Consider the following 15,942-nt stretch of genomic DNA (forward strand, 5'->3'; position numbering starts at 1 on the left):
CATAACATCACTATAGCATATTTAAATACTGCTTTTTGCATATAAAGATTGCAGTTTCGATAATTAGATTTCTTTTTTTGAATCAAAATGGAATATATTCCAAAAATAACTTGCAAAACGGAAAATAGTATATTATACTGATGTTGTGAGGTGAGAAGATGAGAGAAAGAAAACAGGTAGATATTCATAATTATCATGGGAGTTTTGATGTTCAATACAGTCCTGTGTCTAAGACGTGCGTAATGGATATCTTTTTACCAGAGGGAGAAGGTCCGTTTCCCGTGATTGTCTCTATTCATGGTGGAGCTTTTAAAAAGTGTGATAAACGTGATGAAGAAATGATACTAGATATGTTACATGGGCTTGACAAAGGATATGCGGTTGTTGGAGTCAATTATAGATTGAGTCAAGAAGCACAGTTTCCTGAACCAGTCAAAGATATCAAACAAGCTATTCGGTTTATTAAGGATCATGCAGATGAATATAACTTAGATAAAGAGAAAATTGTTGTCTGGGGTGGCAGTGCAGGTGGGTATTTTGCATTGATGTCAGGACTTATTGATTGTTATGATGAATTTGATGATGAGTATTCATCAAATACCAATACCAAGATTCAAGGATTGGTTGCATGGTTTCCACCTGTTCATTTTAGTAATATGGATAATCAGTTAAAATCATCTGGTTTATTAAAGGTATACCCTGATCATGATGATTCTCAGTCACCTGAATCATTATTTATCGGAGCACCTATAACTGAATCGTATGAGTTGGTTGAAAAGGCTAATCCAGAGACATATTTACATACGGATATTTGTCCTATGTTCATTCAACATGGCAGAGAAGATATGATTGTTCCATATCAACAATCACAGGATTTTGTGAAGAAAGCAAAAATCATTTGTGGTGAAGAGAAGATTCGTTATGAAATTATAGAAGGGGCAAATCATGGAGATCCATTATTTAGTACTCTAGAAAATCTCAATAAAGTTTATGCATTCATTGAAGAATGTTTTCGTTAATACCAACAGATGTTGGTTATTCATTTGGCTTAATTTGGAATGGATTCCAAAATTAAATATAAAGAAGGAAAATTTAAAGAAAGAGGGAGTAATATGGAAGCTTTAACAAATGTGTTAGAAAATTTTTTAATGCCTATTTCATCATGGGTATCACGTAACAAATCATTACAGGGAATATCGAAAGGATTTATGAGAATTCTGCCAGTTACAATTTTAAGTTCAATGTTTTATTTAATTGCGAATTTTCCAATCACTGGTTGGACTAATTGGTTAGCAAGTTCAGGAATAGGAAATTATATTTTAATTCCTTATAATGTGACAATGGGATTGTTTGCTTTATATGCAGCATTTGCAGTTGCCTATAGTTATGCGCAGAATGAGAAATGTGATGCTTTGTCAACGGGGATTGTCTCTTTAATTTGCTTCTTGGTTTTAACACCTTATGTAACAGATACAGCTGGAGCCTTATTCGCCGAAGGAGATTTAGCTTATAGTTTTGGATGGTTAGGTTGTAAAGGATTATTTGTGGCAATGTTGATTGCAATTATTGTAGCTAAGGTTTATTGTTTATTTGAGAAAAAAGGTTGGACGATCCATATGCCCGAAGGTGTTCCACCATATGTTGAACAATCATTTGCATCATTAATTCCTGGTTTTATTTGTGCTGGTGTTTGTGGCATTCTTGCTTATGAATTGAGTTTAACATCATTTGGAAATATTCATGAATTGATTTATCATTATTTACAAACACCTCTAACAGCCTTAGGTGGTTCTATTTGGGGATATTTAATTGCAACAGTTCTCATCCAATTATTATGGTGGTTTGGTATTCATGGCTTCAATGTTGTTATGGGGGTAATGATGCCAATTTTCTTAGGTATTGATATGGCGAGAATGGCTGGTGAAACAACCAATCCGATTGGGATGAGTTTAATGACAGTTGTTGGTCAATCAACAGTCTGTTGCTGTATTATCATGTTATTCTTCTGTAAGTCTAAACAATTAAAACAAATTGGTAAAATTGCGACTCCAGCGGCTATTTTCAATATTGGTGAACCAATTGTCTTTGGTGTACCAAATGTTTTGAATCCATATATGTTTATTCCAACCGTTTTATTAGTTCCAATTGTGACAAATTTATTTTTCTATCTTGGTTTTGTAAGTGGTATTGTCACACCACTCTCTGGTGCACAAGTGTCTATGCAAGTTCCAGTTGTTCTTTATGGTCTGGTTCAAGGAAATTGGATGGTTGCTCTATGGCAGGCTTTAGCAATTCCATTAGGTGTTATTCTTTTCTTACCTTTCTATAAGATGTATGATAAAACACTGGTAGCTAAGGAAAAAGAATTGGAAGCTCAAAAGAATGACTAAAAAATTAATCTTAAATGCTGATGATTTTGGATTAACATCAGGGATTAATTATGGGATTTTAGATGCCTATCTTCAACATTCAATTTCTTCTATAAGTTTAATGATCAATACTCCAAAAACCTTAGAAGCTATTGAAATTATGAAAAAATATAAAATAACATGTGTTGGGATTCATATCAATATAACATTAGGAAAGCCAGTATCAAGTCCAAGTAATATTCCTTCCTTACTTGATGAACATGGATATTTTCATAAAGCAGATTGGTGGTTTCAAAATCAGGTTAATGAAAATGAATTGATATTAGAATTTGATAATCAGATTGCATTATTTGAAAAACTGACTGGTCAAAAACCTAATCATTTGAATTACCATCATCGTTTTGATTTTTATCAATATTATCCATCATTAGCAAAACATCTGTTTGAGAAATATCAATTACCAATGCGTCTGGAAAAAGATTATCATGAATATCCATATGAATATGCCATTAATCAGACTTATTTTCTCAATACTCATGATGATATTCATAAATATTTAATTGGAGATATTATTGAAATGCCATGCCATGTTGGTTTTGTTGATCAGTCAATTATGGAAATGAGTAGTTTGAATTTACAAAGAATGGAAGATCATGCATTGGTTACTTCATCAAGATTTAAAAAACTTTACCATGATTTAGGATATCAATTGATTGGCTGGAATCAGCTGCAAAAGAAAACGAGAAACTCTTATTGAGGTTCTCGTTTCTTGTTAACAAGATATATAAAGAAAAATGAAAGGAGAAATGATACGAATTTACCAATAGTTTCACCACTCCAAAAAGCATTTGTAACAAGTGGTGATAATAACATATAAGTTGCTATGATTTTTATAAACAGATCACTTAAATTACAAATTAAAAAATAAGTCATATTCATAGAACTCCTTAATAAACTTTCATTCATGAATTTAAAGATACTCATAAACATCATCGCAATTGAACATTGCAAGTATGTTTTAAAGAACTGATAACCTTCGTGATAATTATCAATAGAAAAGAAAGGTTGACAAAGAAGGTGAGGGAAGATGAAAAAGAGGAAAGCGATCAATGTCATATAAATCAAAGACAACTTGATAAAGAAGATATAGATTTTTTTTAATTCTGTAAATTCTTGTGAAACAATCATTTTTGCTGCATAAATGGAAAAAGCTTGTGTAAATCCTAAGACAACAATACGTGAAAGAGTAAGTACTTTATTAACAGCTACAAATCCACTGATGATTTCACTTCCAAAAGGATTAATCATTGATTGAATAAAAATAAATGAACAAGTAATTACAAATTGCTGTATAACTGATGGAATTGTAATATGAATGAGCTCTTTGACTTGTATCATATCAATATGAGGTCTCCAAGTAAAGCCTGGATAATCCTTAATTTTATTATAAAGGTGATAAAAAGCAACAAACATAAATAAAGCTTGAGCAATAATTGTAGCTAGGGCAGCTCCAAAAACTCCTAAATGAAAAACACAGATAAACAATAAATCTAAAATAATATTAAGAAGAGAAGACCCAAAGACAAAATAAAAGCAATGTTTAGAATCACCAAGTGCTGTGATAATAGCTCTTGAAATATCATAGACATAAATAAAAGGAACCCCAATCATATAAGTCATTATATAAGCATTGGTAAAAGGAATGAGTTCATTTGGTAGGTGAATCCAACGATATAAAGTAGGCAGACATAAAAAACCTAAAGCAACCAAGGTGATGGAAATAGTTAAAGCAATAGCTATAATGTTGATACTTCCATTGGCAATTTTCTGTAAATCCTTTTTTCCTAGATAACGAGAAAATATAATCTCTGATGATAACTCAATTCCACCTGAGACAACAATAAACAACATGACAATTGTGCCAGCATTTCCAACTGCTGCTAATTCATCAACGCCTAAAAATTGACCAACAATCATTGTATCAGCAACGTTATAGAATTGTTGTGTAAACATACTTAAAATAATCGGAATAGAAAAAAAGAAAACTTTTTTATGAAATGGATTCTTTAGCAGTGTAAACATTGTTTTGACCTCCTTGCTGTGTTAATATATTTATAAACTATTACGCAACGTTATAGTCAAGGAGAAGTTATATGAAATATTTTATGACCACTGGGGAGTTTGCAAAATTCTGTCAAGTGACAAAGAGAGTCTTGTTTTATTATGATGAGTTGGATCTATTGAAACCTGCTTATATGAATGAAAAAGGTTATCGTTATTATGCGATGCATCAGTTTGATCAAATGAACACAATTAAACTTTTTCAAAATCTAGGAATGTCTTTAAAAGATATTCAGGAATTAATTCGGAAAGAAGATTTTGTAGAAAAGAAAAAAGTTTTACTTGAACAGTTTGATATTGTTAATCAAAAGATTCAAGAGTTTGAAGATATGCGTAATAATCTTATGTTTTTAACAAAACGTTTCTCAGTTTTACAACAATATGGTTTTTGTCAACTTTTTGAAGAAGAAATAGAAGACGAATACTATTATCGAGAGACAAAACCTGATGGAAATATTTGGTTGGGATATATGAATTATGGTTATCAGTATGGAGTCATGTTTGAGAGAAATCAATTTAAAAGTTTTCAGTGGACTTTTAAGAGATGTCAACAAGAGGAGGCTAATTATATGAAACCAAAAGGACGTTACTATGCAGCTTTTTTCTTGTTGAAAAATGAAGAGATTTTAACCTGTGTACCAAACTTTCTAAAGATGCTTCATTATGAAAAAACTTATGGTCCTCTTTATCATGAAGATTATTGTAGTGAAATTGCCGGGTTTAAAGAACAGTATGTTATAAAGTTATCAATTCAAATAAAATGACAGGTTATTTTCAAATTATAAAAACATTTTTCTTATTATGAAAGAAAGATGAATGAATCTATTGATTTTAGTAGTATAATATTGCTAGAAATGGAGGAATAAATATGGCATTAAGAGAAGATTTTTTATGGGGTGGTGCTGTTGCAGCTCACCAGCTAGAAGGTGGTTGGAATGAAGGCGGGAAAGGAGTGAGTGTTGCTGATGTGATGACTGCTGGGGCTAATGGTGTTGCCCGCCGTATTACAGATGGTGTTTTAACAGGAGAAAACTATCCTAATCATGAAGCCATTGACTTTTATCATAGATATAAAGGAGACATTGCTTTATTTGCTGAAATGGGATTCAAATGTTTTAGAACTTCAATTGCCTGGACTCGTATTTTCCCCAATGGTGATGAATTAGAGCCTAATGAGGAAGGATTAAAGTTCTATGATGATTTATTTGATGAATGTTTAAAGTATGGTATTGAACCCGTTGTGACATTATCTCACTTTGAATTACCATATCATTTGGTTACAGAATATGGTGGTTTTAGGAATCGTAAGTGTATTGAATTCTTTGTCAGATTTGCTGAAGTCTGCTTTAAAAGATATAAAGATAAAGTAAAATATTGGATGACATTCAATGAAATCAATAATCAAGCAAACTATCAGGAGGATTTTGCACCTTTTACCAATTCAGGTATCAAATATGAAGAAGGAGAAAATCGTGAAGAAATCATGTATCAGGCTGCTCACTATGAGTTAGTAGCAAGTGCAAAGGCAGTAAAAATTGGTCATGAAATTAATCCTCATTTTCAAATTGGGTGTATGATTGCGATGTGTCCAATCTATCCGCATTCATGTGATCCTAAAGATATGATGATGTCAGTAGGAGCAATGCATAAACGCTACTGGTTTACAGATGTGCATGTGCGAGGATATTATCCATCATTCATGGTGAAGTTCTTTGAAAGACAGGGATATGATCTTGATATCACAGAACAGGATGAAGAAGATTTATTAGATGGAACAGTAGACTACATAGGATTCAGTTACTATATGTCATTTTGCACAAAATATCAAAGAGAGAATCCAAACTATGATTATGATGAAACAGCAGATCTGGTAACAAATGAATATGTCAAGGCAAGTGACTGGGGCTGGCAGATAGATCCAGAGGGATTAAGATATTCATTGAACTGGTTCTATGATCACTATCAATTACCAATGTTTATTGTAGAGAATGGATTTGGTGCAATTGATGTCAAAGAGGCAGATGGAACAGTTAATGATCAATATCGTATTGATTATTTAAGAGCACATATAGAAGCAATGAAAGCAGCAGTTGATATTGATGGTGTTGATTTAATGGGATATACACCTTGGGGATGTATTGATTTGGTTTCTGCTGGAACAGGAGAAATGAAGAAGAGATATGGATTTATCTATGTAGATAAAGATAATGAAGGAAATGGAACATTAGAAAGAAGTAAGAAGAAGTCATTTGAGTGGTATAAGAAAGTGATTGCTTCTCATGGTGAAGATTTAAGTGATTAGTGCTCAAAAGAGCACTTTTCTTTTCTCATTTTGAAAATTGATTTCACAAAATGAAAAAAGAAAAATCATAAAAAGAAACAAGGTATACTGAAGACAGAGGTGAAAACATAATGAAAACATTTAAGAAAGATTTTTTATGGGGAGGAGCCATTGCTGCTAATCAGGCTGAAGGGGCTTATCTGGAAGATGGAAAAGGAATCAATGTAACCGATGTCTCAAGGGGATTGGTTTATGAACCAGATGAAAAGGTTATAGATGGGAAATTCTATCCAACTCATGAGGCTATTGATTTTTATCATACGTATAAAGAAGATTTAAAGTTAATGAGTGGAATGGGATTTAACTGTTTTAGAACATCTATTTCCTGGGCGAGAATATTTCCTCATGGTGATGAAAATGAGCCCAATGAAGCGGGTTTGAAATTTTATGATGATTTGTTCAATGAAATGAATGAACTTGGTATGGAACCGATTGTTACCATTTCTCACTATGAAACACCATTGCATTTATATGATGAATATGGTGGATGGGAAAATAGAAAATTAATTGAATTCTTTACAAGATATTGTAAAGTCATCTTTCAACGTTATAAAGATCAGGTAAGATATTGGATGACATTTAATGAAATTAATAATGTTCATACAATTCCCTTTGCAGCAGGAGCGATTAAACCGGAGAAAACAGATCATTCAATGCAATGTAGATTTCAAGCTGCTCATAATATGTTTGTAGCTAGCAGTAAAGCAAATAAGTTATGTCATGAAATTATTCCAGAAGCAAAAATTGGATGTATGTTGTCATTAAGTGGTATTTATCCTCATACATGTAAACCAGAAGATGTATTGGGGGCTTATCAATTGAGAAGGCGTTCTTTATTTTTTAGTGATGTGATGATGAGGGGATATTATCCAAGTTATGCAAATCGTTGGTTTGAAGAACATCATGTTCATTTAGATATACAGCCAGGAGATTTAGAAATTATCAAAGAATATCCTAGTGATTATTTGGGCTTTTCTTATTATCGAACAACAACATATAAAGATGGAATGCCAATCTTAGGGCATACTGGTGGATTAATTGGTGAAAAAAATCCTTATTTAAAAGAAACGCCATGGGGATGGCAAATAGATCCTATTGGTTTTAGATATGTTTTAAATGAATTATATGATCGATATCAAAAACCACTATTTGTTGTAGAAAATGGAATGGGAAATGTTGATGTTTTAGAAGGTGATCAAATTCATGATAATTATCGTATTGATTATTTAAGAAGTCATATTCAGCAAATGAAGGAAGCAGTTGCTGATGGTGTTGATTTAATGGGATACACATATTGGGGGCCTATAGACATTGTTTCAGCTGGAACAGGGGAAATGAAGAAGCGATATGGCTTTATTTATGTGGATAGAGATAATGATGGAAAAGGAACTGGAAAGCGTTATAAGAAAGATTCATATGAATGGTATAAAAAAGTCATAGAAAGTAATGGCGAAGAATTAGATGATTAGATAAAATGCTGTTATGAAGACAATATAAAATAGCACTCAAAGTGCTATTTTTATATTGTCAAGTTATTTAGTGGATATAGATTGCTTAACCAACATCCGTAGAATTTATGAATCATTTTTTAAGAATCTTATACATTGGCTTAAGTAAAATTATATGTTATATACTTTGAATAATAATAAAAGGAGTATTTTGTTAAATAATAATCCCCTGATGGATAAGTCTAGACAGTGTTTTGGTATACTCTTCCATAGATTCAAAATTTGGATTTTCAAGCCACTCTCTAAGTAACATAATAAATCCACCAATATAAATATTTAAACTTCTTTGAACTTCTTCAGATACAGAATACTCTTTAATAAGAGATTCTAATATCACTCTTTTAATATCGTGATAGAAATAGAAAGAAAAATCTTGATTAGCTAATACATTATAAGTCTCAAAGTCATTCTTTAAGATATCCATTGTTTTGTTTAATAAGAGATCAATCTTATTAACTAGTAATTCTTCTTGATGTTTATTTGTAAAATGGATGAGTTGATTAAGAAAATCTCTTTGAAAACTTTCCCACAAATCAATTGTATCTTTATAATGTGCATAAAAAGTCCCTCTACTTATATTAGCAGTATGAATAATATCAGTGACAGTAATTTTTGTGGCAGGTTTTTGTTTTAATAATTCGATATAGGCATTCTTTATTAATATTTTTGAACGCATAGCATTTCTATATTCATTTCGCATAATTTTCCCCTCCAATTCTATACAAATAACCCTTATTTATCTAAAATTAAACAAATCTTAATATATTGCATATTGTTGTCTTGTTTTTTTCTTATTATAATATAAGTAAGATTAAAAAGGTATATTATTTTATGAAAATATATCTGGGAGGAGGAATGAATTATGTTTAATTTATATCGCATGAATCATCGCTTACAATGCTTGAGTTTCAATGCATTCCGTCAGTTATGTCAAAGGCATAATGCAAAGATAGCAGACAAAAACTTAAAAATCATTCTTCATATTATGAAAGATAATCCTCACACAGTTCTCAATGAAGATTATCACCCAATTCTTTTAATTGAAATCACAAAAGAAACTGATCAAAAAGTATGTAATGATTTTAAACCTATTTTAGAGGAATATCTTATTCAAGAAATTAAATAATAAAAATAATGTTATAAAAGATGATGTCAAAAAGGAGCACTTTGAATAAAAAAGGTGCTTTTTCATATGCAAAGATATCGTTTTCATCTATATCATGCTTGAAATATCACTGTACATATGTTATGATATCGGCGAAATGAAACTGGCATTGAGATATGAAACTCAAGCGAGAAGCCAAGGGGTTAGGACCCTTTGGCTTTTCTAGGCTTTTCATCAGATATGTTCTGTAATGATTTTATCAAAGATATTGAAATACTTATTAGAAATTGAGAATAATATAGGAAAAGATTGAAGAATATAAAAATTTGGAAGGTGGTTGTCAATGAAAACAATAGCAATCGTAGCAACAGGTGGAACAATTGCAGGAACTGGTCAAGCTGGGAAAACAGTTGCCTATCATGCAGGTGAAATGAATGTCAATGAGATTATAAAATCAATTCCCATGCTTAAAGATGTTGCAGATCTTAGAGAATATCAATTCATGAATATTGATAGTAATGAAATGAATCCTTCAAGATGGATAGAATTGGCAAATAAAATGAATGAAATTGTGTTAGATGAAAAAATTGATGGGGTGGTTGTAACCCATGGAACGGATACTTTAGATGAGACTGCTTATTTTTTAACATTAACACTTAATACTTCTAAACCGGTTGTCGTCACTGGAGCAATGCGTCCAGCAACGGCGACTTCAGCTGATGGTCCATACAATTTATATCAAGCAGTTTGTCTGGCTGCAAGTGAAGATGCGCATCACCAGGGTGTTATGGGACTGTTTTCAAATACAATCTATTCTGGTAGAGATATTCAAAAAGTCAATAATTATAAAGTTGATGCTTTTGATCAAAAAGCATTTGGCTGTTTAGGATATATGCAAGACCAGGAAGTTTATTTTTTCTCACGTACATTCAAGTTACATACACTGGCATCGCGTTTTTCTAAACAACATCTTATAGATTTGCCATCAGTAGCTATTGCTTATTTTTATGCTGGGGCGTCTGCACAATTATTATATGATATGGCAAGAAACCATCATGGTATTATATTAACTGGTTCGGGAAGTGGGAATTATAGTCAAGAATGGTTGGCGGCCATTAATGATTTATCTAAGCAGGGGATTGTTTTTGTAAGAGCATCACGAGTAAATCAGGGAATTGTTTTTGATGATGCTGTATTTGATCCTCAACATTATTGTATTTCTGCAAATACATTGTCAGCACAAAAAGCAAGAGTGCTTTTAATGTTAGCATTATCGCAAACACAAGATCGAGAAGTGATAAGGGAGATTTTTAATGAATATTAAAAAGAAGGGAATTATTTTTACAGTCATTGCAACATTAATATTTGGAATTACACCTGTGATTGGTAAGATGACTTATGCAATGGGGAGCAATGGTATTCAATTGGCTTTTCTCAGGCATTTATTTGTTGTCCCATTGTTTTTATTTATTGTTGTTTATCAGAAACTGTCTTTGAGGCTTACAAAGCAACAGTACTTAGATGTATTCAAGGTAGGATTCTTTGGCAATACATTGACGGTTGTCATGTTGTATATGTCATATAGTTATATTCCTGTAGGTAGTGCAACAGTATTACATTTTTTATATCCTTTATTTGTTTGTTTATTTAACTTCTTGTTTTATAAACAGACTTTAAATCAAAAGCAAATGTTATGTTTGGCTTTAGCTATTGTTGGGGTATTTTGTTTTATTGATAATACATCTTCATCTATGATTGGATTTGTATTGGCAGTGACTTCAGGGATTTTCTTTGCTTATTATATGATTGGAATGGATCATTCTTCAATTCGCAATATAAGTCCCTATGTTTTTAATTTTTATCTTGTGATTATGAATACAGTTGTTATCTTTTTATTAGGCTTATTGACAAAGAGCCTGTCAATCATGCCAATTGAAGGATATATATTATCTGCTATCGTTGCTATTTTTGCATCGTTAGTGGGTGTGGTGCTTTTACAATTAGGAATTCGTTGCTTAGGAGCTTCTTTAACAGCGATTTTATCAACTTTAGAACCTATTACAAGTATTGTTATTGGCTTTCTATTTTTGGGAGAAACTCTAACTGTTTTAAAAATAATAGGATGTTTATTAGTACTTCTTTCTACTTTTATACTTGTGAAAAATCAAACTGCTGCAGGAGAATAAAAATGACTATTGAACAATTGATAACGAAATTGCAGGAAAAAGATCGTTTTATATTAGCAATTGATGGAATGTGTGGTTCTGGAAAATCGACTCTAGCCTTGGAACTGGCACATATATTTAATGCACATGTCTTTTGTATGGATGATTTTTTCCTGCCACAGGAATTAAGAACTTTAGAAAGATATCATATGCCAGGGGGGAATGTTCATTATGAACGTTTTCTGGAAACTGTTTTAAAACCATTATCTGAATATAAAACAATTCACTATCAACCATTTGATTGCACCAAGATGAAATTGATATCAGATATACAAGAAATACCCTATACTCCTTATAATATTATTGAAGGAAGTTATGCTTTAAGACCTGAGTTAGTACCTTATTATACAGATATCATCGTTTTAAAGATAACTCAACAACAACAAATTGAACGATTGACAAATCGTAATCCTGAAAAAGTATCAACTTTTATTGAACAATGGATTCCTTTAGAAAATCAATATTTTGAATATTACAATATCTATGAAACATATCCAGTCATAACATTATAATTGAAACATATAATATATGGGTGATATGATGATATTGACGGATCATGAGGTTAAAACTTGTTTGGTGTATGTGTTAACACCAATACTTCAAAAATATTCTATTGAGATTAAAGAGGCACATCTTGCTATTCATGATGTAATTGAATTGAATGCAATTGTTGCTTATCAAGATCGTATTATTGATCTTGCAACAACATTTACAATTGGATATAAAGATCATAAATTATGTTTTGATAATATGAAAGGGAAGGTTGAATATCTTTTTTTACAATTAAATGTAGTCAGTGTTTTACAACAACTTATACATGATGATCATTTTGTGGTTCATAACAATTCTTGTTATTATAAAATAGATTTACCAATTCAAGAATTAACTATAGAAGATGAACATTTATGTATCTCTTTAAAGGAATAAACAGAGTATTTTCTGTTTGTTTTTTTATTTTTATAATGAGAAAAAAACACCTTCAATATAATAAGGTGTTCTCTTATTTATCTTTCGTAAGAACTTCATCAATAAGACCATATTCTAAGGCATCATAAGCATTCATGAAATAATCACGATCAGTATCCTTTTTTATCTTTCTTAATGGTTGAGAAGTCATTTCAGATAATAATTTATTTAATTTTTCTTTTTGTCTTAATATATGCTTTGTGGTAATTTCAATATCGCTTGCTTGTCCATTCGTTCCACCTAATGGCTGATGAATCATGATTTCACTATTTTGTAAGGCACAACGTTTTCCTTTTTGTCCAGCAGCCAATAAAAAAGCGCCCATGCTGGCAGAAAGACCAATGCTTATTGTTGACACATCACACTTTACAAAATTCATGGTATCATAAATTGCTAGACCAGCAGAGACACTACCTCCTGGTGAATTGATATACATATAGATATCAGCACTTGAATCAAGTGATTCTAAGTATAATAATTGGCTAACAATAGAACTGGCAACCTCATCATTAATTTCTCCACATAACATAATAATACGATCTTCTAAGAGTCTAGAGAATATATCATAAGCATATTCTTTAGATTGTTTTTTTAAAATTACAGTTGGTATAAAGTGCATTTCCTATAACCTCCATAGTTCATTATAGAGTGATTTTCATTGAATATTCATAAAATTAAAAGGAATGTGAATTGTCTTTCATGTTTCATCAAATAATGGAAATTTTATTTTTTAAAATGGAAAAAAGTGTTTATTTTTATATATATTGTGTTGGAAAAAGTCTTTTTCTGCTTGGAAGTGTTTACATTGTGTCTCTTGTGAATTTTTTTATATATTCGTTACAACTTTTATTGATTTATTTAGTTTTGTAGACTATAATAGAGGCATAAAATAAATCAAGGAGGATGTCAAGAAAATGGCAGTAAAAGTAGCAATTAACGGTTTCGGACGTATTGGACGTCTAGCATTTAGACAAATGTTTGGTGCTGAAGGATATGAAATTGTAGCAATTAACGATTTAACAGATCCTAAGATGTTAGCACATTTATTAAAATATGATTCAGCACAAGGAAGATATGCTTTAGCAGATACAGTGGTAGCTGGTGAAGATTCTATCACAGTTGATGGAAAAGAAATCAAAATTTATGCAAAAGCTAATGCAGCTGAATTACCTTGGGGAGAATTAGGAGTAGATGTAGTCTTAGAATGTACTGGATTCTATGTATCTAAAGCTAAATCTCAAGCTCATATTGATGCAGGAGCTAAAAAAGTTGTTATCTCTGCACCAGCAGGAAATGACTTACCAACAGTTGTATTTGGTGTAAACGAAGGTATCTTAACTGCAGATGATACAATCATTTCAGCAGCTTCTTGTACTACAAACTGTTTAGCACCAATGGCTAACGCTTTAAATAACTTAGCTAAAATCAAATCAGGTATCATGTTAACAGTACATGCTTACACTGGTGACCAAATGGTATTAGATGGACCTCATAGAAAAGGTGATTTAAGAAGAGCTCGTGCAGCTGCTGTTAATATCGTTCCTAACTCTACAGGTGCAGCTAAAGCTATTGGTTTAGTTATCCCTGAATTAAATGGTAAATTAATTGGTTCAGCTCAACGTGTACCAGTTCCTACTGGATCAACAACTATCTTAACTTCAGTTGTTGAAGGTGAAGTAACAGTAGAACAAGTTAATGCAGCTATGAAAGCAGCAGCAACTCCATCATTCGGATATACTGAAGAACAATTAGTATCTTCTGATATTATCGGAATTAACTACGGATCATTATTCGATGCAACTCAAACTATGGTTAAACCATTAGATAACGGAACTACTGAAGTTCAAACTGTTGCTTGGTATGATAACGAAAATTCATATACTTCTAACATGGTTAGAACTATTAAATATTTCGCTGAATTAAGTAAATAATGATGAGAGTCCCATGAGGGACTCTTTTTTATCTTCACAACAATTGATGTTGAAAAATATGAGAGATAAACTTAGATGATAAAGAAATTTATTCTGATATATTTATACTGACAATACGCTGAGTTTCACTTTCATATATTCAATAATGATTTGGTGATTGTTATGCGTTTTTTATATGCGAAACATTGTGTGAAGATTCAGTAGTCAATGGAAACCTACGATTGATTAATGTTTTGTTGAAGAAAAATAAAGATTCTATAATCATATTTCTATTTCTGATGAAATATGAAATGAAGTGATTTATTTGAAATCGCTCAAGTATAACTGTGATTGATATGGCTCATAGTATGAATATCGAACTGAGATATGAAAGCATTGAAGTTTAGAAACATGCAGAATATCTTAAAGGACTACAATATGATAGAGGATAGTCATATGATTTAAAGAATCTTCATTTTTATAACAAATACTAGTATTGTAGATATTTTTTCTTTGCATATCTTTTGACCTGTTTTCTAAAATCAGTTATAGTAAGGATGATATAAAGGGAGGAGAAAAATGATGAATACAACTATTATTTTAGGATTACTCATTCCATTTATAGGAACAACATTAGGATCTGCTTGCGTATTCTTTATGTCTAAGAAAATGAGTACGCTTGTTCAAAAGATATTATTAGGTTTTGCTTCAGGAGTCATGATAGCTGCTTCAGTTTGGTCATTACTTATACCAGCAATTGATATGTCAGAATCTTTAGGTAAATTTGCGTTTTTGCCTGCAGCAATTGGCTTTTTGCTTGGAATTGGATTTTTGTTAGTGTTGGATCATACTGTGCCACATATGCATTTGGATAATGAGATAGAAGGAAAGAAATCTCAGTTACAAAAAACAACTATGTTGGTTTTGGCTGTGACATTACATAATATTCCTGAAGGAATGGCAGTTGGAGTTGTTTTTGCAGGTGTATTGATGGGGAATAGTGATGTTTCTTTAATGGGAGCACTTGCTTTAGCTATTGGAATTGCTATTCAGAATTTTCCAGAGGGTGCTATTATATCAATGCCGCTAAAGAGTGAAGGAATATCTAAAGGTAAGGCTTTTTTGTATGGAACTGCTTCTGGTATAGTTGAACCTATTGGTGCTGTAATAACAATACTTTTATCTCAATTTGTTGTTCCTATTTTACCATATTTATTGGCTTTCGCAGCTGGTGCGATGATTTATGTTGTTGTAGAAGAACTGATACCGGAAGCTTCAAAAGGAGCGCATTCAAATATTGCGACAATTGGATTTGCCATTGGATTTGTTGTGATGATGGTTTTAGATGTGGCATTAGGATAGTCATTTGTGATATAATAATAAAAGATATGAGGTGA

General features: G+C 31.5%; 16 protein-coding genes. 13 read left to right on the forward strand and 3 right to left on the reverse strand.

The window, feature by feature from the left end; all coding sequences use genetic code 11:
* Positions 1–158 precede the first annotated feature (158 nt).
* The 3 genes from AC5M21_RS10315 (at position 159) to AC5M21_RS10325 (ending at position 3,126) form a co-directional block, all read left to right on the forward strand.
* Positions 159–1,019, forward strand: a complete 861-nt coding sequence (locus AC5M21_RS10315; RefSeq protein ID WP_008787677.1) for an alpha/beta hydrolase — start codon at positions 159–161, stop codon at positions 1,017–1,019.
* Positions 1,020–1,112: 93 nt separating this feature from the next.
* Complete coding sequence (locus tag AC5M21_RS10320) at positions 1,113–2,390, forward strand: PTS sugar transporter subunit IIC (RefSeq protein ID WP_008787678.1); 1,278 nt, start codon at positions 1,113–1,115, stop codon at positions 2,388–2,390.
* Positions 2,383–3,126: a ChbG/HpnK family deacetylase gene (locus AC5M21_RS10325; RefSeq protein WP_008787679.1), complete on the forward strand. Its 744-nt coding sequence runs from the start codon at positions 2,383–2,385 to the stop codon at positions 3,124–3,126. The genes AC5M21_RS10320 and AC5M21_RS10325 overlap by 8 nt, the downstream gene beginning before the upstream one ends.
* On the opposite strand, the gene AC5M21_RS10330 is transcribed toward AC5M21_RS10325, so the two are convergent.
* Positions 3,120–4,451, reverse strand: coding sequence for an MATE family efflux transporter (locus tag AC5M21_RS10330; RefSeq protein ID WP_008787680.1), 1,332 nt, complete (start codon positions 4,449–4,451; stop codon positions 3,120–3,122). The genes AC5M21_RS10325 and AC5M21_RS10330 overlap by 7 nt on opposite strands.
* Positions 4,452–4,522: 71 nt before the next feature.
* Between AC5M21_RS10330 and AC5M21_RS10335 the strand changes: the two genes are divergently transcribed.
* The 3 genes from AC5M21_RS10335 (at position 4,523) to AC5M21_RS10345 (ending at position 8,300) form a co-directional block, all read left to right on the forward strand.
* A complete protein-coding gene (locus tag AC5M21_RS10335; protein WP_008787681.1) occupies positions 4,523–5,254 on the forward strand; it encodes a MerR family transcriptional regulator in 732 nt (243 codons plus the stop codon).
* Between the two features lie 104 nt (positions 5,255–5,358).
* Positions 5,359–6,792: a 6-phospho-beta-glucosidase gene (locus AC5M21_RS10340; RefSeq protein ID WP_008787682.1), complete on the forward strand. Its 1,434-nt coding sequence runs from the start codon at positions 5,359–5,361 to the stop codon at positions 6,790–6,792.
* A gap of 110 nt (positions 6,793–6,902) precedes the next feature.
* The gene (locus tag AC5M21_RS10345) at positions 6,903–8,300 is read left to right on the forward strand and encodes a glycoside hydrolase family 1 protein (RefSeq protein ID WP_008787683.1); all 1,398 of its coding nucleotides are present in this window, start codon (positions 6,903–6,905) and stop codon (positions 8,298–8,300) included.
* 193 nt (positions 8,301–8,493) lie between these two features.
* Here the strand turns inward: AC5M21_RS10345 and AC5M21_RS10350 are convergent, their stop codons facing one another.
* Positions 8,494–9,039 carry a TetR/AcrR family transcriptional regulator gene (locus tag AC5M21_RS10350; RefSeq protein WP_008787684.1) on the reverse strand — a complete coding sequence of 182 codons (546 nt, stop codon included), beginning with the start codon at positions 9,037–9,039 and terminating at the stop codon, positions 8,494–8,496.
* A gap of 162 nt (positions 9,040–9,201) precedes the next feature.
* On the opposite strand from AC5M21_RS10350, the gene AC5M21_RS10355 reads away from it, so the two are divergent.
* From AC5M21_RS10355 to AC5M21_RS10375, 5 genes are all read left to right on the forward strand, one after another.
* On the forward strand, positions 9,202–9,465 hold the full coding sequence (locus AC5M21_RS10355) for a DUF2624 family protein (protein WP_008787685.1): 264 nt from the start codon (positions 9,202–9,204) through the stop codon (positions 9,463–9,465).
* 322 nt (positions 9,466–9,787) lie between these two features.
* Complete coding sequence (locus AC5M21_RS10360) at positions 9,788–10,768, forward strand: asparaginase (RefSeq protein WP_008787686.1); 981 nt, start codon at positions 9,788–9,790, stop codon at positions 10,766–10,768.
* Complete coding sequence (locus AC5M21_RS10365; RefSeq protein WP_008787687.1) at positions 10,758–11,630, forward strand: DMT family transporter; 873 nt, start codon at positions 10,758–10,760, stop codon at positions 11,628–11,630. The genes AC5M21_RS10360 and AC5M21_RS10365 overlap by 11 nt, the downstream gene beginning before the upstream one ends.
* 2 nt (positions 11,631–11,632) lie before the next feature.
* Entirely contained in the window at positions 11,633–12,181 is a 549-nt protein-coding gene (locus AC5M21_RS10370; protein WP_017143876.1) for a uridine kinase family protein, read from the forward strand.
* Between the two features lie 28 nt (positions 12,182–12,209).
* Positions 12,210–12,596: a hypothetical protein gene (locus tag AC5M21_RS10375; protein WP_017143875.1), complete on the forward strand. Its 387-nt coding sequence runs from the start codon at positions 12,210–12,212 to the stop codon at positions 12,594–12,596.
* A gap of 73 nt (positions 12,597–12,669) precedes the next feature.
* On the opposite strand, the gene AC5M21_RS10380 is transcribed toward AC5M21_RS10375, so the two are convergent.
* The gene (locus tag AC5M21_RS10380; RefSeq protein ID WP_008787690.1) at positions 12,670–13,254 is read right to left on the reverse strand and encodes an ATP-dependent Clp protease proteolytic subunit; all 585 of its coding nucleotides are present in this window, start codon (positions 13,252–13,254) and stop codon (positions 12,670–12,672) included.
* Between the two features lie 295 nt (positions 13,255–13,549).
* On the opposite strand from AC5M21_RS10380, the gene gap reads away from it, so the two are divergent.
* Together gap and AC5M21_RS10390 are read left to right on the forward strand one after the other, a co-directional pair.
* Complete coding sequence (gene gap, locus AC5M21_RS10385; RefSeq protein WP_008787691.1) at positions 13,550–14,566, forward strand: type I glyceraldehyde-3-phosphate dehydrogenase; 1,017 nt, start codon at positions 13,550–13,552, stop codon at positions 14,564–14,566.
* A 561-nt stretch (positions 14,567–15,127) separates the two neighbouring features.
* Complete coding sequence (locus tag AC5M21_RS10390) at positions 15,128–15,907, forward strand: ZIP family metal transporter (RefSeq protein WP_008787692.1); 780 nt, start codon at positions 15,128–15,130, stop codon at positions 15,905–15,907.
* Positions 15,908–15,942: the final 35 nt, after the last annotated feature.

It is taken from the genome of Coprobacillus sp. (genome assembly GCF_984815275.1).

Coding starts and splice junctions, on each gene's coding strand:
- AC5M21_RS10340 (WP_008787682.1), top strand. CDS start 5,359: ATGGCATTAAGAGAAGATTTTTTATGGGGTGGTGCTGTTGCAGCTCAC.
- gap (WP_008787691.1), top strand. CDS start 13,550: ATGGCAGTAAAAGTAGCAATTAACGGTTTCGGACGTATTGGACGTCTA.
- AC5M21_RS10350 (WP_008787684.1), bottom strand. CDS start 9,039: ATGCGAAATGAATATAGAAATGCTATGCGTTCAAAAATATTAATAAAG.
- AC5M21_RS10365 (WP_008787687.1), top strand. CDS start 10,758: ATGAATATTAAAAAGAAGGGAATTATTTTTACAGTCATTGCAACATTA.
- AC5M21_RS10315 (WP_008787677.1), top strand. CDS start 159: ATGAGAGAAAGAAAACAGGTAGATATTCATAATTATCATGGGAGTTTT.
- AC5M21_RS10330 (WP_008787680.1), bottom strand. CDS start 4,451: ATGTTTACACTGCTAAAGAATCCATTTCATAAAAAAGTTTTCTTTTTT.
- AC5M21_RS10370 (WP_017143876.1), top strand. CDS start 11,633: ATGACTATTGAACAATTGATAACGAAATTGCAGGAAAAAGATCGTTTT.
- AC5M21_RS10380 (WP_008787690.1), bottom strand. CDS start 13,254: ATGCACTTTATACCAACTGTAATTTTAAAAAAACAATCTAAAGAATAT.
- AC5M21_RS10360 (WP_008787686.1), top strand. CDS start 9,788: ATGAAAACAATAGCAATCGTAGCAACAGGTGGAACAATTGCAGGAACT.
- AC5M21_RS10355 (WP_008787685.1), top strand. CDS start 9,202: ATGTTTAATTTATATCGCATGAATCATCGCTTACAATGCTTGAGTTTC.
- AC5M21_RS10335 (WP_008787681.1), top strand. CDS start 4,523: ATGAAATATTTTATGACCACTGGGGAGTTTGCAAAATTCTGTCAAGTG.
- AC5M21_RS10320 (WP_008787678.1), top strand. CDS start 1,113: ATGGAAGCTTTAACAAATGTGTTAGAAAATTTTTTAATGCCTATTTCA.
- AC5M21_RS10345 (WP_008787683.1), top strand. CDS start 6,903: ATGAAAACATTTAAGAAAGATTTTTTATGGGGAGGAGCCATTGCTGCT.
- AC5M21_RS10325 (WP_008787679.1), top strand. CDS start 2,383: ATGACTAAAAAATTAATCTTAAATGCTGATGATTTTGGATTAACATCA.
- AC5M21_RS10390 (WP_008787692.1), top strand. CDS start 15,128: ATGAATACAACTATTATTTTAGGATTACTCATTCCATTTATAGGAACA.
- AC5M21_RS10375 (WP_017143875.1), top strand. CDS start 12,210: ATGATATTGACGGATCATGAGGTTAAAACTTGTTTGGTGTATGTGTTA.